This window comes from Reichenbachiella sp. MSK19-1 (genome assembly GCF_003590315.1).
GTDB classification, from domain to species: domain Bacteria; phylum Bacteroidota; class Bacteroidia; order Cytophagales; family Cyclobacteriaceae; genus Reichenbachiella; species Reichenbachiella agariperforans.
In genome coordinates this window covers 235,755-259,693 of record NZ_MIER01000016.1, presented here as the reverse complement: position 1 = coordinate 259,693, position 23,939 = coordinate 235,755, and the positions used below count along the sequence as shown (strand labels likewise).

The window sequence follows — 23,939 nt, the reverse complement described above, 5'->3', positions numbered from 1 at the left end:
CCTTGTTCATGCGTAAAATCAAAGAGGTACATATTCGGTGGGTTGGGATTCCTATTCTGAGTTTCATCATGACGTTTCTTATCGATGACGATGTGCATGATCGGATGTCACTTCTTGAGGAGTTTTTCGTATCCGTGATTTTCACTGCCATTCTATGGAATGGTGTGTTTATGATTATCAAGTGGATGCGTAGACGTTTTGATGCAGTCAACCAAACGGCCAAGCGACTTGTCTTAACGTTTTTCTATTCTGCCCTTTTTTTAACCATCGGGTCAAATATGATAGGGGTTAGTTTAGGATTGTGTTCGTTTTCTAGTCTTCAGTCTCCTGAGTTTTTCTTTAGACATGCACATCTCAATTTCATTTCTGCCTTCATGATTGCATCTATCTATGAGGCGACCTATTTCTTTCAGAAGTGGAGAGAGTCTGTCATCCAAAATGAAGCACTCAAAAGCCAACAGATCCGTACTCAATATGGCGTACTACAGAACCAGATGAGTCCGCACTTTCTTTTCAATAGCCTCAATACGCTGACGACACTCATTACTGAAGATAAAAAAACAGCCATTGATTTTACCCAAACACTCTCAGAGGTCTACCGCTACATCCTCCAAAACAAGGAACGGGAATTGGTAAGGCTCGATGAGGAGATCGAGTTTTGCGAAGGGTACATCTTTTTGTTGAAGAAGCGCTTTCCCGAAAACTTTCATGTCAGGATAGATGTAGATGCTGCTAAACGGCAGCTTTACATCGCGCCGCTGACCATTCAGATGCTGATCGAAAACGCCATCAAGCACAACATTGTTTCTAAAAACCAGCCACTAGTTGTAGATATCCACATAGACGAGACCAACCGTATCACCGTATCCAACAACCTACAAATCAAAACGTCACTAGAGAAGTCCACTAAACTCGGGCTGGACAACATCAAAAAGCGATATGAACTACTCGGTCAGCGAGAAATATGTGTTAGCCAGAGTGATGAACAGTTTATCGTTAAAGTACCTCTGATCGAATTGATCTCCGAAGTAGAACACCTCAAATCCGCTGTATAATTATGAAAGTACTCATCATAGAGGATGAAGCGCCTGCCTTTAGACGGTTGCAAAAACTTCTCACAGAAATCGACCCCTCCATAGAAATCGTCGAGGTACTAGATGGCGTGAAGGATACGGTGCAGTGGCTGAATGCACATGAAACACCCGATCTGATCTTCATGGACATCCAGCTCAATGACGGCATCAGTTTTGAAATCTTCGATCAAGCGGAAGTTAAAAAACCCGTGATATTCACCACGGCCTTTGACGAGTACATGCTCAAGGCTTTTCGGGTCAACAGCATCGACTATCTCCTCAAGCCAATCAAGCAGTCCGAACTTCAGCGGAGTTTGGACAAATACCGAACACTCAAGGCACAGCTCAGCAATGAGCCTCTATCACAACCCAATATTCAAGAGCTGGTCAAAAATATTCAGTTTGGCCAAATCAAGTACAAATCACGTTTTCTCGTCAAAATGGGCGAGAAAATGATGTCCGTCGAGACAGAGCACATTGCTTGTTTTCAGGCGAACAACGGGTTGGTCTATTTGGTGAGTCAGTCTGCTAAACGCTATGTGATAGACATGACATTGGATGAAATCATGAAAGAATTGGATCCCGAAAAATTCTACCGCGTCAACCGCCAATTTGTACTATGCTATCACTGTATCGCCGCAGTACACAAATATGGGAAGAGTCAACTTCTCGTCGAAGCATGTCTGCCGATAGAAGAGCAGATTATTGTTAGTAGCGAAAAAGCCAGTGCATTTAAACAATGGTTGGGCTAGAGAGGGATTACTGAAAGTTTAAATTATTAACAAATAATTGTGATTTTGATAAAAATAAACCTAATGGATGTCATTTAGGGCAAATAAACGACCCTTTTATAAAAAAGCGCCCTATCTTTGAACCCCATTTAAGTGTAGTGCGTTAAGCATGAACCTAAGGGATAAGACAATGAAAATTAACACATTATATACCTCAAGAATGATGGGCTGTTGTCAGCCGTGTTGTTGCTGTGCAGTCACGAGCACCAGTGGAGATATATTTTAGTGCGTTATTAGATAGAAGTTAACCGATAACAATAAGACATTAAAAAAAGCCTCTCCCGCTCTACAGGAGAGGCTTTTTTTAGATTAAAACGAAAAGCATACTATGCAAAGTTTCAGAACAGAACTCGAAAATCTAGACAACCCAGTCGTTGAACAAGACATTATTGATTTGGCGGCTAAGATCGAAAAATTCCATGGAGGAGATATCGATCCTGACAAATTCAGAAGTTTAAGACTCGCTAGAGGGGTGTACGGCCAGCGTCAGCCTGGCAATCAAATGGTCAGAATCAAGATCCCGTTTGGTAAGATGACCATCCAGCAGATGCGACGTATCGCTGATATCTCTACAGAATATGGTGGAGGTAACTTGCATGCGACGACCCGTCAAGACATTCAGATTCACTACGTGAGCCTAGACCGTACCCCAGAATTATGGGCCAAACTAGAGCAAGATGATATCACTTTGCGTGAAGCCTGTGGAAACACGGTGAGAAACGTAACGGGATCACCGATCGCAGGGGTCGATCCAAACGAACCTTTTGATGTATCTCCCTACGCTCAGGCAGTTTTCAAATACTTCCTGCGTAACCCAATCTGTCAGGCCATGGGTAGAAAGTTCAAGATTTCTTTCTCATCAAGCGAAAAGGACACAGGGATTTCTTTCATCCATGATATTGGTTACATCCCAAAAATCAAAATGGTGGATGGCAAAGAAGTTCGTGGGTTCAAAGTAATGATCGGTGGTGGACTCGGTGCGCAGCCTGCTGCTGCGGTCAAAGCCTACGATTTCCTCGAAGAGGATCAAATCATTCCGTTCGCAGAGGCGCTATTGAGAGTATTCGATAGATACGGTGAGCGCAAGAGAAGAGTAAAAGCAAGATTCAAATTCTTGTTGGCGGATATCGGACTGGAAGAAGTGATGAAACTCATCCAAGAAGAGTGGAAATCGCTCAGCACGAAAAGCTACAAAATAGATACGAATGCAGTGCCTAAGCCTGCTTTGCCAGCGACAATTGCATTTTCTGACAAGGCATTGATCAACCCAGAGCGATTTGCGCTATGGAAAGAGACCAATGTTCATCCGCAGAAGCAAGAAGGCTACTACTATGTAGAAATCAAAGTGCCTAATGGTGATATTGGCGCAGCAAAGGCTCACAAGTTTGCAGATATCATAGGCAAATACGCCGCAGATGACATTCGTGTGACGGTCAACCAAGGCTACATCCTCAGATATGTCAAAGAGGATAGTTTGAAATCGCTCTTTACAGAGCTAGACGACTTGAATTTGGCAAACCCAGGATTCGACAGTACTGCCGACATCATCGCTTGTGCAGGTACGGATACCTGTAACCTTGGGATCTCCAACAGTACACGTGTCGCTTTGGAACTCGAAAACGTGATCGAAAGAGAGTTTCCAGAGTTGATCAAAAACAACGACATCAAGATCAAGATCAGTGGGTGTCCTAACTCATGTGGTCACCACGGGATTGCTTCCATCGGTTTCCACGGTTCGTCTTTGAAAAACAAAGCCAACAAAAAGGTCTTGCCAGCTGTGCAAGTGCTACTCGGTGGAGGTATCGACAAAGACGGAGATGGATACATCGCTGAGAAAGTCATCAAAGTGCCGAGTAAGAAAGCACCAGATGTATTGAGAGTCTTGTTCAACGACTATGATGACAATGCAGAAGAGGGTGAGTACTACGCGACGTACTTCAGAAGACAAGGCAAAGATTACTTCTACCAATTGCTGAAATTCTTGGCAGACACGGACAATCTCGTAGACTCTGACTATGTGGACTGGGGCAAAGACCAGCAGTTCAAAGTAGAGACAGAGGTAGGAGAATGTGCGGGCGTGATCATCGATTTGTTCGCGACACTGATGTTCGAGGCAGAAGAGAAAGCAGAGTGGGCCAAACAAGCCTATGAGCTCGACCACTATGCTGATTCGATCTATCACGCATACAACGTCTTCATCAACGGAGCGAAGGCACTATTGGTAGACAGAGGTGTCTCTGTCAATACCCAAGCAGGCATCATGCAGAGCTTTGACGAAGAGTTCGGTTCTGATTTCGAAGGAGTTGTGGGATCATCCTACACAGATTTTGTTTTGAGAATCAAGCAAAACGAACCGACGAAAGAATGGGCGGAGAAATACATCGCAGAGGCAGACGCATATTTGGCGAGAGTCAAAGAAGTACAAGCTGCTGAAGCAGAAACCGTATAAGTCACAGACACAAAACGAATCACACCCTTCTGTATCCCTCACTGAGGACGCTATGGAAGGGTGTTTTTTTATTTCCTATTCAGGAAAGATTGAATTAGTGTATTGAATAACCAAGTGCGTTTCCAATCCGCTAATTAGCATAAATTTACCGTATGGCACGCAAAGCAAAACTCACACTCGTAGGTGCTGGTCCCGGAGATCCGGATTTGATCACGCTCAAAGGCATCAAAGCACTCGAAGATGCAGATGTCGTACTCTACGACGCGCTGGCCAATGAGAGTCTACTCGACTATTGTAAAGAGGGAGTCATCAAGACTTTCGTCGGTAAGCGGGCAGGCTTCCACGTGTATCAGCAAGACAAAATCAACGAAACAATCGTCAGTGAGGCCTTGGCTCATGGGCATGTCGTTCGTCTCAAAGGGGGAGACCCTTACGTCTTTGGTAGAGGACACGAAGAACTAGAGCATGCCGAAGCGAATGGAGTAGAGGTAGAGATCGTGCCAGGTGTGACGAGTGCCATCTCGGTGCCTGCCCTCAACCAGATCCCCCTCACCCGTCGTGGGCTCAACGAGAGTTTTTGGGTGATGACAGCCGTCAAAAGCGATGGTAGTCTGGCTGCAGACATAGAGCTGGCCACACAATCCACCGCCACCGTCGTGATCCTGATGGGGATGAAACGACTCGAAGAAATCATGGCTGTGTTCGTCAAGCATGGGAAACAAGATACGCCGGCCGCAGTGATCCAAAACGGTTCAAGAGAAGACCAACAGATCGTTATCGGTACCGTAGAGAACTTGGTGCAGCTCGTGTTGGAAAAAGACCTCCAAGCACCCGCCATCATCGTCGTAGGGCAGACCGTCCAACTCGGTCAGGCCAAACTCAACAAGGAAATCAACAAGCTCAATATATAATCTATCTCAACTAGCGCACACATGACTGACACAGGCAACAATCTCTTTCCAGTATTTTTCAAACTCGAAGACATGAACCTACTCCTTGTAGGTGGAGGCTATGTAGGGTGTGAAAAGCTGGGTGCAGTACTCAAAAACAGCCCGAAAGCGACCATCAGGATAGTCGCCACTGAGATGAGTGCCGAAATCAAAGCAATGGCGGAGGGCTACCCAAATATTTCGTTGGTCGAAAAGCCATTCGAACCTTCAGACCTAGCGGGAATCAACCTAGCCATCGTCGGTATAGATGATCCAGAGACCAGCGCCAGTATCCAAGTCATCTGCCGTCAGCAAAACATCCTCGTCAATGTAGCAGACAAACCGGCACTGTGTGACTTCTACCTCGGATCAGTGGTCAAGAAAGGTGATCTCAAAATCGCCATCTCCACCAATGGCAAGTCGCCTACAGTCGCCAAACGCATGCGCGAGATGCTCACCGAGGTGATCCCCGAGACGATAGATGATGTCCTCGGCCAAATGGCCAAAGTCCGTGACAAACTCAAAGGTGACTTTGACTACAAAATCAAAAAGCTCGACGAGATCACAAAGGATTGGAAGGAGTAGTGTTGTTTGGGGTTTCTTTTAAGGAATAATAAAGTATCCAATCTTCGTAATAATTTTAGTTGAGGGGTCGTAATCAACATAGAACAGCTCAGTACTAAGAGGGTCATCGACATACAGGATTGATTTTTTTTCATTTTTACCTATATTTTTAACCGTATTTCCTAAACGTTTAATATTATCTCCGATTTTTATCGTTACCTCATTGATCGTGACAGTACGATTTGGTGCGTCGATCATTAGGTTGGTCAGTGTTATAGCTGTTTCGTGTTGGCTTACTTGCTTATCATCATACCATAAGTGCATTCCCAAATACTCGAAAGTGGCTGTCCAAGGCATTTGGTTTGGAGGGCTTATCGTCATGCTTTCGGCAGAGCCAAACATAGCCTCTACCTTGTTCACATCTGCTTTTGCGTCTCTGATTTGCTTGAGCGTTTTTCCATTAACTTTTATGTTCTCAAATTGAGTTTTACTTAAGACATTGACTTGTGCGAAACTCTCAAGAGTTGCAAAAGTCAGCAAAGTGTATATTAGTATCTTTTTCATATTTAATTAACTTACAGTTATCTTTCCAAACGGTATGACCCTCATAGTCGCCAAACGCATGCGCGAAATGCTCACCGAAGTGATCCCTGAGACCATCGATGATGTCTCGACCAAATGGCCAAAGTCCGTGACAAACTCAAAGGTGAATTTGACTACAAGATCAAAAAGCTCGACGAGATCACGAAGGATTGGAAGCGTTCGTAAGGAGGAAGCTTAATATGCTACTTCCTTGTAGTAGTGTGTCAATGTTGGAAGAAAAAACAAAAGAGACTAACCCTTTGGGAGTACTCTCTTTTGTTTTCTGATTTACGGAATAATAAAGTAGCCTATTTTTGTGATTTTTTTTGTTTTTGAGTCAAAGTGAACATAGAAGAGCTCAGTACTAAGAGGGTCATCCACATATATTATGGATTTCAAATTTTCTTTTTTTGTATCCTTGACTATTATATTACTTAAATTTAGAATTTTATCACCAACCTTTACAGATCTTCCATTGATCGTGACAGTACGATTTGGTGCGTCGATCGTTAGGTTGGTCAGTGTTATGGCTGTTTCGGTATCGCTTATTTGCATGTTGTCATACCACAAGAGCATTCCTAAATATTCGAAAGAGGCTGTCCAAGGCATTTGGTTTGGAAGGCTTATCGTCATACTTTCGGCAGAGCCAAACAGAGCCTCTACCTTGGTCACATCTGCTTTTGCATCTCTGATTTGCTTGAGCGTTTTTCCATTAACTTTTATGTTCTCAAATTGAGTTTTACTTAAGACATTGACTTGTGCGAAACTCTCGAGAGTTGCAAAAATCAGAAAAGTGTATATTAGTATCTTTTTCATTTTTTCTTTATTTAATCACATTCAACATTTTCCTCTTTAGACCCGTCGGCATTTAGCTTGGTGCCGAGGTATTCGTTCGGATCTACATTTTCAAAATTATCCCCACCATATCCAGTAGACCCATCATGTTCGGCAATCTCTAAATGTAGGTGGGAATCAACGGTTTCGTCTAAGATGGCACCAGCTAGATTTCCAGAGTCTCCTTGGTAGCCTATAATGTCCCCAGCCGAAATAGTCCCTTCAGAAACTCTACCGTCTTTTTGAAGGTGACAGTAGCGGGTTAATATGGTTTGTCCATTTACTTGACTTTGAATCTGGACAATATAACCTAAACGACCTCCTGATGTAGCATTGTATACAAAACCATCAAAAGCAGCATAAATAGGTGAGCCATAGGAGCTAAGGAAGTCTATCCCTCCATGATACTGTGTGCCACTAGATCGGGTGTTGCCAAAGGTAGCTCCTTCCAATCCTGACACTTTTTGTGGGGCTAGTTCGGGATTTTTAACTGTATCGCCAGGACATGGCTTGTCTTCATCGTCAGTCTCTTCGCACTTACCAATGTCTGTAGGCAAATAACCGTCTCGGCAGGCAGTTCGAATTTTGTCCTCTGGTAGTACTTGACCTCCTGTGCCTGATCCACCCATATGAGCGGTATCGTTAGAGTCTGGTATATAGCCGTTACCTGAGTAGTCCATAGTCGGGGTCCCAGCAATATCACAATACTCATCATAGCCTACTATCGTACATTCCCTAATATTATAGTCTTGAACCGTAACACAACTCCAGTAGGTTACGGTAAAGCAATTGAGCGTGTACCTAGCTTGACTATCTAAATTAGTGGGCTCTGTTTCTTCCCTTAATTGCCCGTTGATGTACTCGTATTTGCGCTTTATGTTTCCAAACCAATCTTCCACAAGTACAGAACCCGAGAATGGTAATGTTGGGTCACTATATTTGTATGGAAACTCACTTACTATTTCTAGTACAAATTTGTGACTCGTGGGATTTTGATACATGAGTGCATAAGAGGATTGTTTAAGAGAGATAGCCGAACTACCTCCTTGATAAAACAACTCTTCTTCGTAGACTATTGGGATTTTTAGTGCTCGACCTATTGATAACTGTTTGAAACGGGCTTCTTCCCATTTCAAGTTTTCAATATTTTGGAGGCGAATACTTCTGGATCTGGCCTGATTATTCTGTTGATTGTTAGCCAGTATCTCTTCTTCGAAATAACAAATGGCTGAGGCCACTTCTTCGGTTAGCTCACTGTCTGAGGAAGGGTTTAATATTGTGTTTCCTCTTGACATGAAGTCAACACCACCCATACCCTTATGAGAAGTATAGGAGGTGGGTACAAAAAACATTTCTAGATTTCATAAAAATCAATTTTTAAGTGTAGCGCACTCTAAAATTGAGTGCTTAAATAGTACAACTAATAATTGACTTTTCCCTTTTACTGCGTATAACGGTATAAATGTAAGAAATAAATTGTAAAAAAGGGGTGATTTTCCGAAAGGATAGTTTGCAGAGCCAATAAATCTTGTATAAGAAGGTAAAGAACGCTTTCAGTTCAAATAGAACGTTTTTTGTGCGATATGGTGATCTCAAAATCGCCATCTCCACCAATGGCAAGTCGCCTACAGTAGCCAAACGCATGCGCGAGATGCTCACCGAGGTGATCCCCGAGACGATAGATGATGTCCTCGACCAAATGGCCAAAGTCCGTGACAAACTCAAAGGTGACTTTGACTACAAAATCAAAAAGCTCGACGAGATCACGAAGGATTGGAAGGAGTAGTGTCGTTTGGGGTTTCTTTTAAGGAATAATATAGTCCCCTACTTAAAGCGAACATAGAAAAGCGCTGCACTAAGCGGGTTATCGACATAGAATATGGTTTTCAGATTTTTATGGTTACACCTCTTTTGATCCGCCTGCGCAGACTTTGTCCAAAACCTACTGTGGCTTTACCAAAAACCTACTGATACTTTGCCACAAACCTGCTGTGACTTTACACTAAACCTGTACAGGTTTGCTAGAAAACCCGTGCAACATTGCTAGAAATCCGCGCAGACTTTAGGTCAAACCCGTGCAGACTTTGCTCCGAACCTGCGCAGACTTAAGGTCAAACCCGCGCAGACTTTGCTCCGAATCTGCGCAGACTTAAGGTCAAACCCGCGCAGATTTAGAACCGAACCTGCGCGGGTTTTTGAAAAGACAAAACCAGCCCCTTTCAGCAGCCTGCAGGACAGTATTTAGCCTTCCCGATGACGTCAGGAGCAAATCCTGTACACTTCAAGCCCCCCTGAATCTAGGTATATACAGGCTGTACTTTGATCTTAGAGGCTCGCTTGCTTGTATCTATCAGGGCTAAGGAGTATTCTTGGGGAAATCAATGACTGACGTAGTGTTGATACCAACAGTATATATACGCAATTGCGTATAGCGAAATGTTAGAGGTAATGGTGAGATAATTAAAAAGCAGCCGACCAAATATGAATAAAAAAAAGCTAGAGAAGGAGATTGAATCTGCTTCCAAACGAATTCAAGAAAGGCAATTACACATAGAAACTGAAATCAATGAATTAAGTTCCAACATTAAAAAATACACAAACTGGGCTTGGATCTTCGTTTGGATTGGAGCTGCTGTATCTCTCTTCGCCTTACTATTCTATTTGTGCAAGAATACAGAGTCTGGATTTGGACTTAATTTATTGGGGGACTTTATGGCTGGAACAGTCGCTTCTATTTGGTCTTTAGCAGGACTTTTTTTCATTTATGTTGCCTTCTTGGGACAGAAACAACAGCTCTTAAACCAGCAACTTGAAATAATGTATAGTCAATTAGAAGTCAAATATACCCGACTTGAGCTAGCTGGCCAGAAAGAAGAAATGGCTATTCAAAATTCAACATTAAAGCAACAAAAGACAGAAAACACATTTTTTCAATTATTAGCTAATCATAATTCCATTGTAAATTCTTTAGACCTATTAAGTACTGGGTCGAATGGGCGTGAAGTACTCGCACAAGGGAGAGACTGTTTTGTACAATTTCATAAACGTTTTGAACGCAAATTTTCTCAAAAAAAGAGCCTTTATGGTATAGAGGAAGTTCTAATGAAATATAATGAATTCTTTAATGAGAATGTTTCCGATTTGGGTCACTACTTTAGAAATTTATATCACATAATAAAATTCATCGATCAGTCTGATATAGAAAATAAGAAACGATATACAAATTTTGTTAGAGCTCAACTGTCTTCAGGAGAGTTAGCTATTATTTTTTACAACTGCCTTTCTGATTACGGAAACAAGAAATTTAAGCCACTAATTGAGAGGTATTCATTACTTAAAAATAGAGACCAAGGATTATTATTGAATGTAGATCATGAAGGTGAATATGAGAAAGAAGCATTTGAATAATACCGCTAACATTCTGTGATCAAATCATGGCGGTTCAGCAGTAAATGAAAGTGCTCTGCATTCTGGAAACTCCGCCATATCTCAGATTAGCACTATGGAATCAAAAGGGATAGCGCAAATCAGAGATTTGGCTATCTTGTCGCCGAAACTTAAACTAAATCACTCGCCACGATTGATACAGTGGCGTTGGCGTGCATGCAAAAAACGACACTGGAATTCAATAAACGAAAAAGTAAATAATGGACATTGAGAAATTTAAAAACACAATCCAAGACTGCAACCTGAATTTCCTTGTAGGTTCAGGTCTTTCTGTTCCTTACTTTTCGACACTTGGAAATATTGAAGTTTTATTAACAGAACTTGATAGAAACACAACTCTCACCCAAGATGAAAAAACTATTATTAGAGCTTCAATTTTAGGAAAATACTTCAAGACTGTAATTAGCAAAAATCCGCAAATTATTGACGAGACAATTCCAGATGTTAGTAGAGATGAGGTTTTAGCTAACTATAAAAATTTCTTAGCTTACTTAAACACAATTGTTCTAAAAAGGAAAAGCACCATCCTTAATAAACAAGTAAATATTTTCACAACAAACATTGATGTGTTTTTCGAAAAGGCTCTAGAAACCAGTCAATTGGAATATAACGATGGTTTTTACGGACGATTTAACCCTATTTTCAATCTAACTAATTTTAAGAATTCTTTATTCAAAAAAAGCCTTCATTACGATAATACCTCAGAAATTCCTGTTTTCAATTTGTTGAAAGTTCATGGTTCTTTGACTTGGGAAACAGATAGAGATAATATAGTTTATTCAAATTTGCGAGCAATTGATGCTGTCCAAGTGAAATTTGATGCTGTTGAATCAGATCTGATTGATTTTGATACATCAGATGCTATCGATACTCATTTTATTACAGAAGTCAAAAGCAAAACAATTTCACCAAACTATTCCGATTTTTTAGAGGAGTATAAAAAATTTGCTGTCGTAAATCCTACAAAAGAAAAGTTTCAAGACACAATTTTGAATCTACAGTATTATGAGCTTCTTAGATTATTTTCAAATGAGTTGGAAAAAGAAAACACAATCCTTATTGTATTTGGGTTTTCAATGGCAGACGAACATATTAGAGAAATTGTGACAAGAGCGGCTAACTCTAACCCAACTTTAATTATTAAAATATTCGCATATGATAATAATGCAAAACTTGAAATAGAGGCAAATTTAAAAAAAGGAAGTGCTGCTATCCGCTACGATAACATTGAAGCAATAGAAATAGATGATACATCTAAACATTTTGACTTTAAAACTTTCAATGAGGAATTCTTAAAAGCAATCTTAGACAAAATTGATTAAAGAATGTCAAACGAAATTATAGTCGAAGATTCAATATTTAGAGTAGGTAGAGTAATTTCTGTTGATGGTCGGTCAATTAGGGTGTCAGTTGACAAAGCAAAAAACTCTTCACATATAGTGTATAAGGGTGACTTGATTAAAAATGTATCCGTAGGCAGCTACATCAAAATAATAAAAGGATTCACAATAATCATAGGCAAGATTGAAGGTGAGTTCACATACGAAGACAAAATTGCTTCTACAAAAGAGTATAGCAGTGACAAGGAAAAAATAAATAGGTCGCTAAGTGTAAGCCTTCTTGGTTTTTTTAACAAGAAGGAATTTGAGCGAGGGATTAAGGAAATGCCGTTAGTAGATAACGAATGTTATCTTTTAGACAGAAAAGAGTTTAACCAAGTACATGATTTCATTCGAAAAACGGATGAACCTCTAGTAATTGGGACACTTACATTAGAAAAGGGACAAACCATCACTGTTGGAATTGACAGTCTATTTGCCAGCCACATAGGAATTTTTGGAAATACTGGAAGTGGAAAGTCATACACGCTAGCAAAACTTTATTTTGAGCTTTTTAAAATCTACAAGGACAATCAGAAATTCAAACAAAATTCAAATTTCTTCTTGTTAGATTTTAATGGGGAATATGTTACAGAATCAGAAAATGTAATTATTCCTAAAGATTATAAAAACATTTATAGGTTAACCACAAAAAGTAATGATGGTCAAAAGTATCCTATTTCAAAAGAAACTCTTTACGACCATTCATTTTGGGCAATTGTACTTGAAGCAACTGAGAAAACTCAAACACCCTTCTTAAGACGTGCAATAAACAATGATTTCCTTGCAGAAAGAATCAAACAACCAGACAACCTCAAAGAACTTATCATAAAAGAATTTTTACTTGGTATTGCTAAGAATGATAAAGAATTAGGTCTAAAGGTTATTGTTGAATTTTTGTCTGAATTACATTTTTCTATTCCAAATTCAAATCTACTAGAAATCCGAGATAACCTTAGGGAAAGGGTGCAATATCATAATAATACATATCAGTTTATGTTTGTGTCGTCAGGTGGCACTAAATATTACGATGAGGATATGGTAAGTCGTATCACAGATGAACTCGAAGGCATTGTTATACCACAAGTTGCTTTGAACGATTTGGATGTTCTAAAGCTACAAATCATATTTCAATACTATGATGAAATTATTAAGGGATTTGCAAACATTGAACATTTAGCACCTTTAATAAAACGCTTAGGTAAGAATTTTAGCGATATCCGGAAAGTAATTGAAGCGAAAGATGATGTTTCAACTTCTAAAAATTTCACAATAGTTTCTCTTAAAGATGTCAATATTCACATGCGTAAGATATTGCCATTGTTGTTATGTAAACAACTTTATGAAGAACAGAAGACTAAAAATGATGAGACCTCTCATTTAAATATCATTATTGACGAAGCACACAATATTCTTTCAAGAGATTCCAACAGAGAGAGCGAACAATGGAAAGATTATAGACTTGAAACCTTTGAAGAAATAATAAAAGAAGGTCGGAAATTTGGTGTTTTTCTAACCTTGGCTAGTCAAAGACCTTCAGACATATCACCAACTATAATATCACAATTGCACAACTATTTCCTGCATAGATTAATAAACAACAATGATATTATTGCTGTAGAAAAAACCATCTCATATCTTGACAAACTATCTTTTGAGTATTTACCAATACTACCAACAGGTACATGTATTTTAGCAGGACTTTCAGCCCAAGTTCCTGTTGTTATTGATATTGGAGCTATTGACCAAGAATTTGAACCAAACAACAAAACTAGAAGCTTGATTGAAAATTGGAAAGAATAAAACACGACACGCCAACGACCCATACATGGGTCGTTGGACGCAACATTAGAAATCTCCTATGAAAATTAAAAAGTAATTATCCATAAATACAAGTCGTTCGAAACAGTAACCCCCACTGGTCTTAGTATCCACTAAGACCCAAAATATAGAAGGGCGCCTGCCTGTCCGGCGAGGCAGATCCGCCCGGTGCTGGAGTTATGCAGGGTGAGATGATCTGCCTGTCATGACAGGGTCGTAGCGGATGCTACAACCAGAGGTAGATTGATGGTAGAGCAACTACCGTAGTCCTCGCTCTCAGCGAGAACCACGATCATCCCCCAACCGTCCTCGTCCGTGACGATGCTGCTGTGGTAGCGCATATGCATTTATCGTATCTGCCAAAGAGGGCTATATTTTGTCTGACACCATCAGAGATTTCAAGAAGTTCACAGCCAAAGCCATCATAGCAGGTATAACTACGAGCCAGAAACCCTACCGTCTTTGAAGTGGATAGTCGCGCTACCTTATGGTGTGATGGGGTCGTCTCGTGCTGGACAGGGGGTCGGTCTCGCTCGTGACGGAGTGTCGGTCTCGTACGTGACCGAAGGTCGGTCCCAGTAATTATCATTTTTCTGTAGCAGAATGATGTTTTCCCTCAGTATAGTCCATGCTTTCTCGTGTGATGTGTTCATTTTAGAACGCTTTAGTGTTCGCTATTACCCCCTTTTTTCGCGTTCAAAACCGTAAGTGTCTGATTAACAGTGGTTGTTTTGTTTTGGCATGAGTTTGGTCAATATAGAATCAGACATTAAAAACTTAAATTATAAAGCCATGAAAAATACAATCAAAACAATCACATTCGTAGTAGCAGCAGTCTTGTTCATGAACACCTCTTCTTTTGCCTCAGGAGCGAAAGAAAAGGCTGTTGAAAAAGCAGTAAGTGTAGTCGAGAACGGTGCGCCAGATGACTGGATGCTATTGGCAGAACAAGCAGATTATTTGATAAAGAAGAACGCGGGCATCGCCAATGCGAAAGGTTGGATACAAGAATCGCTTAGCATTAAGGAGGCTCCATATAACTTAGAAATAATGGGTGACTACTACAGCAAGTGTAACTTGAATAAGCAAGCGATGGAGTACTATATCAAGTCTATGGACGCGATGAAAGTAGAGAATGCCAATGTGAACACCTCTCACATTCAGGACAAAATAGCGGCATTGAGATAGATATAGGAATAAGTAGAATTAGGTCAAAACAGAGCAGGCATCCATACAATGGATGCCTGCTCTGTTTTATGTCGTAGTAGCGTTACAGCAGTTGCTTCAACTCTAGAGTCACAGTTTTTTCAGCACCGTCTTGGAGGATGACGAGCTCGACGGTTTTGCCATCAGTCTTTAAGATTTCTTTGACTTCTGCCATATCCATTTCGCTCATAGACATGCCGTTCAGTTTGAGTAACTCGTCGTTTTGCTGGATGCCAGCAGCCTCTGCAGGGCTGTTTTCGAATACTTGGTGGATGAGGACTTTCTGCTTGTCAGGAGACAGCTGTACATCTAGTCCACTACAGTTGATACGAAAGGGTTTGTCGTAGTTGCCATTTTTCTCAATGTAGATCATCTTGGCAGGCATGTCAAACTCGAGGTTGTAACGCATCAGGATTTCGTTTCCGATGATGCCAGCGATTTTCTTGTCAGCTTGTACACCAGTGGTTGCTTCGCTGATCCCTACGGGGATGTTATCAAATTTTTCTCCTCCGAACGAGAAAGATTGTACCCGTCCTTCATAGTGTTTGGTCTCCTTGTTCGAGATGCTTTTGACCATATAGGAGTAGTGGTCGCCCGTCTTGTGCGCTACGTCATATTGCAGGGCATAAGGAGAGTTGAAATCCATGGTCGTACCAGCTCCTGTCATCACGAAAAAGCTACCTGGGTGTGTTTCGCCATTGTTTAAAATCACGTTTCCTTCTACAGTAGGGATGCCAGCATGTAGTTTGAAGGGGATGGCTTTGCCGACTTTAGGGTGTTCACCGTGGTTGTACACTTCGAATATTTTGTTCTCATAGTCGATTCGTACCGCGTGGTGCATCATTAGGTCGTATCCTATAATCCCATCAAAATCTCTCCCTAGACTGATCTCCAGATGATCTAAGTCCGTGGCGTATACTTTGATGTTTTTCTCTAACAAGAAATCACCGATGGCTAGCGTGTTGTGTTTGATCAATGAACCTCTAACAGTACCATTGTTGATGGTGGCATCATGCTTTTCCAAACCGAGGGCCTCTGCAACATCTTGGTCAATGACCGTCAGTCCATCGCCAGAGTCAAAGATGAAATCCAAGGGTTCAGAACCATCTACATTGAGCTGAATGATGATGTGATCTCCAAATAGCTCGAAAGGGATACTCTTGACAGGCGTCTGGCCGACCGCCAAAAAAGAAGTGCATACAAAGGCTAAAATGACTAATAATCTCATAGCTATGATTAGTTTAATTTGAGGGCATAATTTAGGAAGTCTTTTGACGAAAAAAAACTTTTAGCTGCTCCTTGCAGAGAAAACGCATTTAAACCAGAACTCCTGATAGTCTGCCAGACGTGAGGGATACCCCGATCAAGTCGGGGCATGACGGTAGTGGTGAGGTCGGGGTATGAAGGTGGTGGTGAAGTCGTGGTATGACGGGGGTGATGAAGATGGCGTATGAGAAGTTAACACACATAGAGCCCTGACTGGATTCTTAAATGCGCTTGTACTTACAAATCTAATCAAGGAACTATTTCGTAGGTAGTATAGGTTATTGCACTACAAAATGAAAACAGCATGAAATATATAAGCATTATCTCCCTAGTCCTGATCACTGCCTGTGCGACACAGGGCCAAAACAAGAAGGATAAATCTAGCGGTAGCTATACCATCAATAAAACTGATGCAGAGTGGAAGTCCGAATTGAGTGATTTGGAGTATTATATTCTTAGAGAGAAAGGAACCGAACGTCCTGGTACAGGAAAATATGATGACCATGACGAAATTGGTCTCTATGTCTGTGCAGCCTGTGGCAATCCGTTATTTAACTCCGACACTAAGTTTGACGCACACTGTGGATGGCCGAGTTACTTCCAGTATGCTACTGACAGTAGTGTTGTAGAGTTGCAAGACAATTCGCACGGCATGCGACGGACTGAAATACAATGTGCGCGATGTGGTGGACACCTAGGGCACGTCTTCAATGATGGACCTCCTCCTACAGGCTTGCGTTATTGCATTAACTCCGTGTCTTTGGATTTTATAAAAGAGGAGTAGCTTAAGACGCTGTGTTTTTCATTCTATGTACAGCGTATCGGCCACTCGTGTGACGATGATCTGGAGGATACGCTTGTTGTATTCGGTATAATGCAGGTGGTAGCCTGTTAGCTCCTCTATTGTCATCATGGCGATGACGACCCCCAGCAGTTGATTTTTGATCTTTGGACGCTTTTGGAGCCAGATGCCGGCGAGATTTCTGTATTCGGATTTGTTTTTGGCTTGGAGTACGCCGAGTTCAAAGGTCTTTTCTTTTTGGACCAGTGCGATGATTAGTTCGTGCTGTAGTTTGATGATGGGGCGAATGATGCCGTTTTGGAATCGCTCGACCTCTCCACTGCGCCCAGTGGTAGCTTGTGGTAGTTCGGGACGTAGGTCTACTATATCTTGATCTGGACGTGTCATGGCTAGAAACAAAAAACGAGGATCAATTTTGATCCTCGTTTTTTGTTGTTTTTATCGTTATCAAACCTCTTCGTAATCGACGTAATCGCCTCCTTTGAAATCTGATTTGTTTGCTGCTTTAGTTCCCTTTTTAGGGACAAAATCAATATGTACATTGCCATCCTGTGGCTGTCTCTGCTGATGCTGCTGTGCAGACTGTTGCCTGTTTTGATTGACCATGTTGCCCAAGAACATCCTCATAAAGAAGCCGCCCAGCTTGAACACAATCCAAAAGAACAGAATAAATAATACTAAAAACTTCAACATAGACTTATATGTACTTATCGACTCAAATAAAGGTTGCGTTCACTGTATAGTTTTAGGAAGTAATCGTCCATCAAATCGTCAATGAAGTAGATCGCTTCACCGGTAGACTTCATTTCTGGTCCGAGTTCCTTGTTTACGTTCGGGAACTTGTTGAACGAGAATACGGGTTCTTTGATCGCATATCCTTTTTTCTTCGGATTGAATTTAAAGTCAGTGACTTTAGCTCCCAGCATTACTTTTGTCGCATAGTTCACATACGGCTCATCATAAGCCTTGCATATAAACGGTACTGTACGTGATGCTCTTGGGTTAGCCTCGATGATGTAGACCTGATCATCTTTGATCGCGAACTGGATGTTGATCAAACCAACAGTGTTCAGTGCCAAAGCGATTTTTTTGGTGTAGTCCTCGATCTTTCTAATGACTAGGTCTCCCAAGTTGTACGGAGGCAAGACAGCAAACGAATCCCCTGAGTGGATCCCTGCTGGTTCGATGTGTTGCATGATCCCGATGATGTAGACGTTCTCTCCATCGCAGATGGCATCTGCTTCGGCTTCTTGTGCATTCTCTAGGAAGTGATCGAGCAGTACTCTGTTGCCTGGTATGGTTCTAAATATCTCTACTACGTGTTCTTCGAGCTCTTCCTCGTTGATCACGATCTTCATACCCTGACCGCCTAGTACATAGGATGGTCTCACGAGCATAGGGAAGCCAATAGTTTTGGATAACTCGAGTGCTTCGTCAGCATTCTCGATTACACCGAACTCTGGGTAAGGGATGTCGTTTTCTTTTAGTAGATCAGAGAATGAACCTCTATCCTCTGCCAAATCAAGTGCTTCGTAGCTTGTGCCTATGATTTTGATACCATACTTGGATAGTTTCTCTGCTAGCTTGAGTGCTGTCTGTCCACCGAGTTGTACGATGACGCCTTCTGGTTTTTCTAGCAAGATGATCTCGTAGATATGCTCCCAGAATACGGGTTCAAAGTAAAGCTTGTCTGCGATATCAAAATCAGTAGAAACCGTCTCAGGGTTACAGTTGATCATGATCGTTTCGTATCCAGACTCTTTCGCTGCGAGGATACCGTGTACACAGGAGTAGTCAAATTCGATTCCCTGACCGATGCGGTTAGGACCTGAACCTAGTACGATTATTTTCTTTTTATCCGATGGGATGGACTCGTTTTCTTCTTCGAATGTAGAGTAGAAGTACGGTGTCTGCGCTTCGAACTCTGCCGCACAAGTATCTACCATCTTGTAGGTACGCTTGATACCCATCTCTTGTCGCTTGGCGAAGACCTCACTTTCGAGACTGCCCATTAAGTGACCCAGCTGTCTGTCGGCATAGCCTTTTTTCTTGGCCGTCATCATGAGCTTCTTAGGGATGTCAGCTAGCGTATGCTTTTCGATTTCGTTTTCTAGCGCGATCATCTCCTCGATCTGGTATAGAAACCATGGATCGATTTTAGTGAGATTTCTTACCGTCTTGTACGGGATGCCCAATTTGAAAGCATCATAGATATGAAACAGTCTGTTCCAGCTAGGGTTCTTGAGGCTATCGAGTAGCTGATCATGGCTTTTGAGCTCACGGCCATCTGCGCCAAGCCCATTTCTTTTGATCTCTAGTGACTGACAGGCTTTTTGTAGGGCTTCTTGGAAGTTGCGACCGATACCCATGGCTTCTCCTACTGATTTCATCTGTAGGCCTAGGTGTCTATCAGCTCCCTTGAACTTGTCGAAGTTCCAGCGTGGTACTTTGACGATTACATAATCAATCGATGGTTCGAAGAACGCAGAAGTATTTTTAGTGATCTGGTTGTTGAGCTCGTCTAGGTTGTAACCGATAGCGAGTTTAGCAGCGATCTTGGCGACTGGATATCCAGTGGCTTTAGATGCCAGTGCTGAAGATCGAGAGACCCTTGGGTTGATCTCGATCCCGATGATTTCTTTGTTGTCTGGGCTGACAGAGAACTGTACGTTACATCCCCCTGCGAACTGACCGATAGAGTTGATCATTTCTATGGCATGGTTTCGCATTCTTTGGTAGACTGTATCAGGTAGCGTCATCGCAGGTGCTACTGTGATAGAATCACCAGTATGTACCCCCATAGGGTCGAAGTTTTCGATCGAACAGATGACGATGAAGTTGCCTATGCTGTCGCGCATGATTTCCAACTCGTACTCTTTCCATCCTAGGATACTCTGCTCGATGAGTACCTCATGAATAGGAGAGGCGTGTAATCCATCGTTTAGCGCTTTGTCGAAATCCTCAGGTGTTTCTACAAATCCACCTCCTGCACCACCTAGCGTGTATGAAGAACGGATGATCAATGGGAAACCAATTTCTTGTGCAATCTCTTTTCCCTCTAGGAATGAAGTCGCTGTACGTCCTTTACAGACACTTACGCCGATTTCTTCCATTTTGAGTCTGAATTTCTCTCTGTCCTCGGTCGTTTCGATCGCATCGAAGTTAGATCCAATTACTCGCACGTTGTATTTGTCCCAGATGCCTGCTTTGTCACAGTCCATGGCTAGGTTGAGTGCGGTCTGACCTCCCATGGTAGGGAGTACAGCGTCTATATCATGTTTTTCTAGGATTTCCCTGATCGATGCTTTGGTGAGAGGCTTGAGATAGACATTGTCAGCGGTTACCTTGTCGGTCATAATGGTCGCTGGGTTCGAGTTGATCAGCGTCACTTCGATTCCTTCTTCCCTTAGTGACCTAGCAGCCTGTGATCCTGAATAATCAAACTCACATGCTTGACCGATGACGATGGGTCCACTTCCTATTATTAAAACCGATTTGATACTTTTATCCTTTGGCATTTTGCGACGACTTTTGTTTTTTTAAGGGGTATAAAATTCTGCAAATCTAGGTTCAAATGCGCGTAATAAAAAGGATATCCAGAGTGGATATGGTTTTTTTCGAACAAACTCTGAATTACCTTACGGCATAATAAATACTACAAAAACACACGTAAAATGACAGCTAATTTTAATCAATCGGCAATTGCAACCTTTGTGCTCTTTTTTGTGCTCGTTTTGTCATCATGCGAATCAGGTAAGGAAAAGAAGCAAAGTCTAGTCGGTAATTGGGACGTTCAGTGGGTAACCTACCCAGACAATGAAGCTCCTATGGACCCTAGCATTAACCTCACCATGAATGGAAAAATGGACATTAAGCCTGATGGGAAAATCACGATTAGTGCGTTTGGTTATGAGAACTGTATCTTTGGCAAGGATACTTTGGTTCATAGTCTAGAGTGGGAGATGCTCGGTGACACACTCAATGTCAAGAACAAAGGAGATGAGTTCGGGATGCCTTACAAAATCCTAGAAGCGAGTGATAGTAAGGTCAAACTACAGCTCGTAGAGGATGTCTATCTTTTCCTAACCAAGTGATTTGGGTAATAGATAGTGTTCCTTAGCAATTAATCCTAAATTAGATATTCATACCAAAACGTAAAAACTGATGAAAAAGCTCCTAATTATTTTGGGGTCTATCGTAGCGCTCGTCGTTGCACTTCTTATTTTGATCCCGATTATTTTCAAAGATGACATACAAAAGGCGGTCGATGATGCGATAGCCAAAAATATCAATGCGACGGTCTATTATGATAGAGGAGGTTTTTCACTCTCTTTGATTAAAAGCTTCCCCAATTTTAGTTTGGCGATAGATGATTTCGGTATCGTGGGTAAAGCACCTTTCGAAGAGGATACGCTTTTGTCGGTCGCTTCTTTTGGATTTGAAATTGACCTGATGTCTGTCATCAATGGAGGGCAGATCAAAGTCAATTCCATCCTGCTGGATCAGCCAGAGATCACGGTGCTGGTTTTGGAGAACGGCAAAGCAAACTATGACATAGCCGTGGCGAGCGAAGAAGTAGCCGAGGAAGATACGACTGCTAGTACTACGGCATTCTCTGTTGCGATCAAAAGCTGGGAGATCCGTAACGCCAACCTTATCTACTATGATGAGTCGATGAAGTTCTATACGACGATTTTGGGTTTGAACCACAGCGGGACGGGTGACTTTACGCAAGATATATTTGACCTCACCACTCAGACAACGGTCGATGGTTTGACTGTCAACATGGATGGAGTCGAGTATCTGAGCAACAAAACGCTGACCGCTGACCTCACACTCAATATGGACTTGCCCCATGCCAAGTACACATTCAAAGAGAACAAGATTGCGCTCAATGATTTCGGGATAGGTTTTGACGGGTATGTTGCCATGCCTACCGAGGATATCGACATGGATTTGAATTTTTCGGGATCCGATATTTCTATCAAGAGTATTTTATCTCTGATTCCAGGCGTATATCAGGAATACCTTGCTGGCGTAGAGACGAGTGGTAGCATTTCGTTTTCGGGGACGGCCAAAGGTGTCTACAACGAAAACCGCCTACCTGATGTGACGGCTAAACTGGATGTAGACAATGGGAAAATCAAATATGCAGAGTATCCAATTCCTATCGAGAAACTGACCATACGTACCGCACTCAATGTCCCAGGCGAGAATATGGACAACATGACCTTTAACATGCCGACCTTCTCGATGCTCCTAGATGGTGAGACTGTCTCTGCTAATTTGGCCTTTAGCAATCTACAGAACTATACGTGGGACTTTGGACTACATGGCAATCTCGACCTAGAGAAGCTGCTAAAAGTCGTCCCTGTAGAGGGAATGAATCTCAAAGGACTCATGACAGCTGACCTGAGTACCTCGGGTAATATGAAACTCATAGAGGAGGAGCGCTATGCGGAGATACCCGCAGCGGGTTCACTGTCACTGACGGGTTTTGAGATGGTTAGCGAAGACCTACCTCAGGGCTTTAGCATCAAAAAGACGAGCATGACATTCACCCCAAAACAAGTTGCCTTGAAAGAGTTCGATGCGATGCTGGGCAAGAGCGATATACAGCTCGACGGTGTGGTGTCTAATTTCATAGGTTTTGCTCTGTCGGAGAACGAAACACTAGTCGGCAAGCTCAACCTACGCTCCAATTCGTTTGATCTGGATGAGTGGATGACGGAGGAAACAGAAGAAGTCGACACGACTGCTGCTCCTTTAGAGGTGATTCGTGTTCCGACCAACATTGATTTTGCGTTTATGTCCACGATCAATACCATACACTACGACGGTATGGAGATCAAAGATTTGGACGGACTGATTACAGTCAAAGAAGGAATCGCCCGTCTCAACAACATAGACTTTAATCTCCTCGATGGAGCGTTTGTGATGAATGGCACCTATAATTCTGTAGTCGAAGAACCTGCGTTTGATTTCGGGTTTGACATCAGCGACCTTTCTATCCCGAAGGCATACGAGACGTTCAATACTGTCCAGAAATTAGCACCTGTGGCGAAGAATGTTACAGGAGATTTTTCTGCACTACTGCAACTCTCAGGTAACCTCGGAGCGGATATGATGCCCATCTATGAGCATCTATATGGCACAGGCGTGATACAAATCGATGATGCTGCGCTCAAAGGAGACAAGCTGATGAAAACCATCTCCGCGGTATCTAAGTTCAGTGGCGAAGAGGTGACGGTGAAGGATGTCAAACTCCAAGTAGAGATCAAAGAAGGGCGTATCTATGTTGATCCATTCGACGTGTCGATGAAAGGGCAGAAAGCCACCATCTATGGCTCGAATGGCATAGATGGCTCTCTGGATTATAAAATCAGTACAGTCGTAAAGACGGGAAAAGTAGGCAGTGCGGTCAATGCTGTGTTGGCCACCTACACTGGCGGTGCGAAAGTTATCGATGAGACCATGTTGGTCAAATTAAAAGTATCCGGCACCTATGAGGATCCGAAGGTAGGAATCGCCAGTGCTGAATCTGCGGGAGGACAATCACCCGCTGCATCTGTCAAGGCTGCCGCTAAAGCAGAAATCGATAAGCAGCTCAAAGCTGCCGAGGACAAAGCTAAGGCCGAGCTAGACAAACAGAAAAAAGCTGCCGAGGCTAAGGCCAAAGCGGAGTTAGCGAAGAAACAGGCAGAACTAGAAAAGGAGGCTGAGGAGCAAGCTAAAAAAGCAGCAGAGGAGGCCAAGAAAAAAGCCAAAGATGCCCTGAAAAAAATGTTCTAAACCT

The 23,939-nt window shown here is 42.2% G+C and carries 21 protein-coding genes; 13 read left to right on the top strand and 8 right to left on the bottom strand.

Going from position 1 to position 23,939, the window contains the following annotated elements; translation table 11 throughout:
• The first annotated feature begins 8 nt into the window (after positions 1-8).
• The 5 genes from BGP76_RS13780 (at position 9) to BGP76_RS13760 (ending at position 5,827) form a co-directional block, all read left to right on the top strand.
• On the top strand, positions 9-1,055 hold the full coding sequence (locus BGP76_RS13780; RefSeq protein WP_119845119.1) for a sensor histidine kinase: 1,047 nt from the start codon (positions 9-11) through the stop codon (positions 1,053-1,055).
• 2 nt (positions 1,056-1,057) lie between these two features.
• The gene (locus BGP76_RS13775; protein WP_073123647.1) at positions 1,058-1,825 is read left to right on the top strand and encodes a LytTR family DNA-binding domain-containing protein; all 768 of its coding nucleotides are present in this window, start codon (positions 1,058-1,060) and stop codon (positions 1,823-1,825) included.
• A 367-nt stretch (positions 1,826-2,192) separates the two neighbouring features.
• The gene (locus BGP76_RS13770) at positions 2,193-4,313 is read left to right on the top strand and encodes a HEPN domain-containing protein (protein WP_073123649.1); all 2,121 of its coding nucleotides are present in this window, start codon (positions 2,193-2,195) and stop codon (positions 4,311-4,313) included.
• Positions 4,314-4,465: 152 nt separating this feature from the next.
• Entirely contained in the window at positions 4,466-5,224 is a 759-nt protein-coding gene (gene cobA / locus BGP76_RS13765) for a uroporphyrinogen-III C-methyltransferase (RefSeq protein WP_119845118.1), read from the top strand.
• A 21-nt stretch (positions 5,225-5,245) separates the two neighbouring features.
• A complete protein-coding gene (locus BGP76_RS13760) occupies positions 5,246-5,827 on the top strand; it encodes a bifunctional precorrin-2 dehydrogenase/sirohydrochlorin ferrochelatase (protein ID WP_119845117.1) in 582 nt (193 codons plus the stop codon).
• Between the two features lie 18 nt (positions 5,828-5,845).
• Here the strand turns inward: BGP76_RS13760 and BGP76_RS13755 are convergent, their stop codons facing one another.
• The 3 genes from BGP76_RS13755 to BGP76_RS13745 all read right to left on the bottom strand — a co-directional run bounded on the left by BGP76_RS13755 (position 5,846) and on the right by BGP76_RS13745 (position 8,574).
• The gene (locus BGP76_RS13755; protein ID WP_119845116.1) at positions 5,846-6,370 is read right to left on the bottom strand and encodes a hypothetical protein; all 525 of its coding nucleotides are present in this window, start codon (positions 6,368-6,370) and stop codon (positions 5,846-5,848) included.
• A 306-nt stretch (positions 6,371-6,676) separates the two neighbouring features.
• Positions 6,677-7,204, bottom strand: coding sequence for a hypothetical protein (locus BGP76_RS13750; protein ID WP_119845115.1), 528 nt, complete (start codon positions 7,202-7,204; stop codon positions 6,677-6,679).
• Between the two features lie 11 nt (positions 7,205-7,215).
• Positions 7,216-8,574 (bottom strand): M23 family metallopeptidase, encoded by a 1,359-nt coding sequence (locus BGP76_RS13745; RefSeq protein ID WP_119845114.1) that lies wholly within the window; start codon positions 8,572-8,574, stop codon positions 7,216-7,218.
• A gap of 176 nt (positions 8,575-8,750) precedes the next feature.
• On the opposite strand from BGP76_RS13745, the gene BGP76_RS13740 reads away from it, so the two are divergent.
• From BGP76_RS13740 to BGP76_RS13725, 4 genes are all read left to right on the top strand, one after another.
• A complete protein-coding gene (locus tag BGP76_RS13740; protein WP_370453798.1) occupies positions 8,751-9,008 on the top strand; it encodes a bifunctional precorrin-2 dehydrogenase/sirohydrochlorin ferrochelatase in 258 nt (85 codons plus the stop codon).
• A 695-nt stretch (positions 9,009-9,703) separates the two neighbouring features.
• Positions 9,704-10,630, top strand: coding sequence for a putative phage abortive infection protein (locus BGP76_RS13735; protein WP_119845112.1), 927 nt, complete (start codon positions 9,704-9,706; stop codon positions 10,628-10,630).
• Between the two features lie 239 nt (positions 10,631-10,869).
• Complete coding sequence (locus BGP76_RS13730) at positions 10,870-11,991, top strand: SIR2 family protein (protein WP_119845111.1); 1,122 nt, start codon at positions 10,870-10,872, stop codon at positions 11,989-11,991.
• 3 nt (positions 11,992-11,994) lie between these two features.
• Positions 11,995-13,851, top strand: a complete 1,857-nt coding sequence (locus tag BGP76_RS13725; RefSeq protein WP_119845110.1) for an ATP-binding protein — start codon at positions 11,995-11,997, stop codon at positions 13,849-13,851.
• Positions 13,852-14,072: 221 nt separating this feature from the next.
• On the opposite strand, the gene BGP76_RS20345 is transcribed toward BGP76_RS13725, so the two are convergent.
• Positions 14,073-14,210 carry a hypothetical protein gene (locus BGP76_RS20345; protein WP_158584278.1) on the bottom strand — a complete coding sequence of 46 codons (138 nt, stop codon included), beginning with the start codon at positions 14,208-14,210 and terminating at the stop codon, positions 14,073-14,075.
• A 451-nt stretch (positions 14,211-14,661) separates the two neighbouring features.
• Between BGP76_RS20345 and BGP76_RS13720 the strand changes: the two genes are divergently transcribed.
• On the top strand, positions 14,662-15,057 hold the full coding sequence (locus BGP76_RS13720; protein ID WP_147407475.1) for a hypothetical protein: 396 nt from the start codon (positions 14,662-14,664) through the stop codon (positions 15,055-15,057).
• Positions 15,058-15,139: 82 nt separating this feature from the next.
• On the opposite strand, the gene BGP76_RS13715 is transcribed toward BGP76_RS13720, so the two are convergent.
• Complete coding sequence (locus BGP76_RS13715) at positions 15,140-16,303, bottom strand: aspartyl protease family protein (RefSeq protein ID WP_119845108.1); 1,164 nt, start codon at positions 16,301-16,303, stop codon at positions 15,140-15,142.
• Positions 16,304-16,645: 342 nt separating this feature from the next.
• On the opposite strand from BGP76_RS13715, the gene msrB reads away from it, so the two are divergent.
• Entirely contained in the window at positions 16,646-17,125 is a 480-nt protein-coding gene (msrB, locus tag BGP76_RS13710; protein ID WP_119845107.1) for a peptide-methionine (R)-S-oxide reductase MsrB, read from the top strand.
• 18 nt (positions 17,126-17,143) lie between these two features.
• On the opposite strand, the gene BGP76_RS13705 is transcribed toward msrB, so the two are convergent.
• From BGP76_RS13705 to carB, 3 genes are read right to left on the bottom strand one after another with little or no spacing between them, the layout of a single operon-like run.
• Positions 17,144-17,530 carry a hypothetical protein gene (locus BGP76_RS13705; RefSeq protein WP_119845106.1) on the bottom strand — a complete coding sequence of 129 codons (387 nt, stop codon included), beginning with the start codon at positions 17,528-17,530 and terminating at the stop codon, positions 17,144-17,146.
• Positions 17,531-17,590: 60 nt separating this feature from the next.
• The gene (locus tag BGP76_RS13700; RefSeq protein ID WP_073123675.1) at positions 17,591-17,836 is read right to left on the bottom strand and encodes a hypothetical protein; all 246 of its coding nucleotides are present in this window, start codon (positions 17,834-17,836) and stop codon (positions 17,591-17,593) included.
• 14 nt (positions 17,837-17,850) lie between these two features.
• The gene (gene carB / locus BGP76_RS13695) at positions 17,851-20,661 is read right to left on the bottom strand and encodes a carbamoyl-phosphate synthase large subunit (protein WP_073123677.1); all 2,811 of its coding nucleotides are present in this window, start codon (positions 20,659-20,661) and stop codon (positions 17,851-17,853) included.
• A gap of 156 nt (positions 20,662-20,817) precedes the next feature.
• On the opposite strand from carB, the gene BGP76_RS13690 reads away from it, so the two are divergent.
• Both BGP76_RS13690 and BGP76_RS13685 read left to right on the top strand, forming a co-directional pair.
• Positions 20,818-21,237: a hypothetical protein gene (locus BGP76_RS13690; protein ID WP_073123679.1), complete on the top strand. Its 420-nt coding sequence runs from the start codon at positions 20,818-20,820 to the stop codon at positions 21,235-21,237.
• Positions 21,238-21,307: 70 nt separating this feature from the next.
• Positions 21,308-23,935, top strand: coding sequence for an AsmA-like C-terminal region-containing protein (locus BGP76_RS13685; RefSeq protein WP_119845105.1), 2,628 nt, complete (start codon positions 21,308-21,310; stop codon positions 23,933-23,935).
• Positions 23,936-23,939 lie beyond the last annotated feature (4 nt).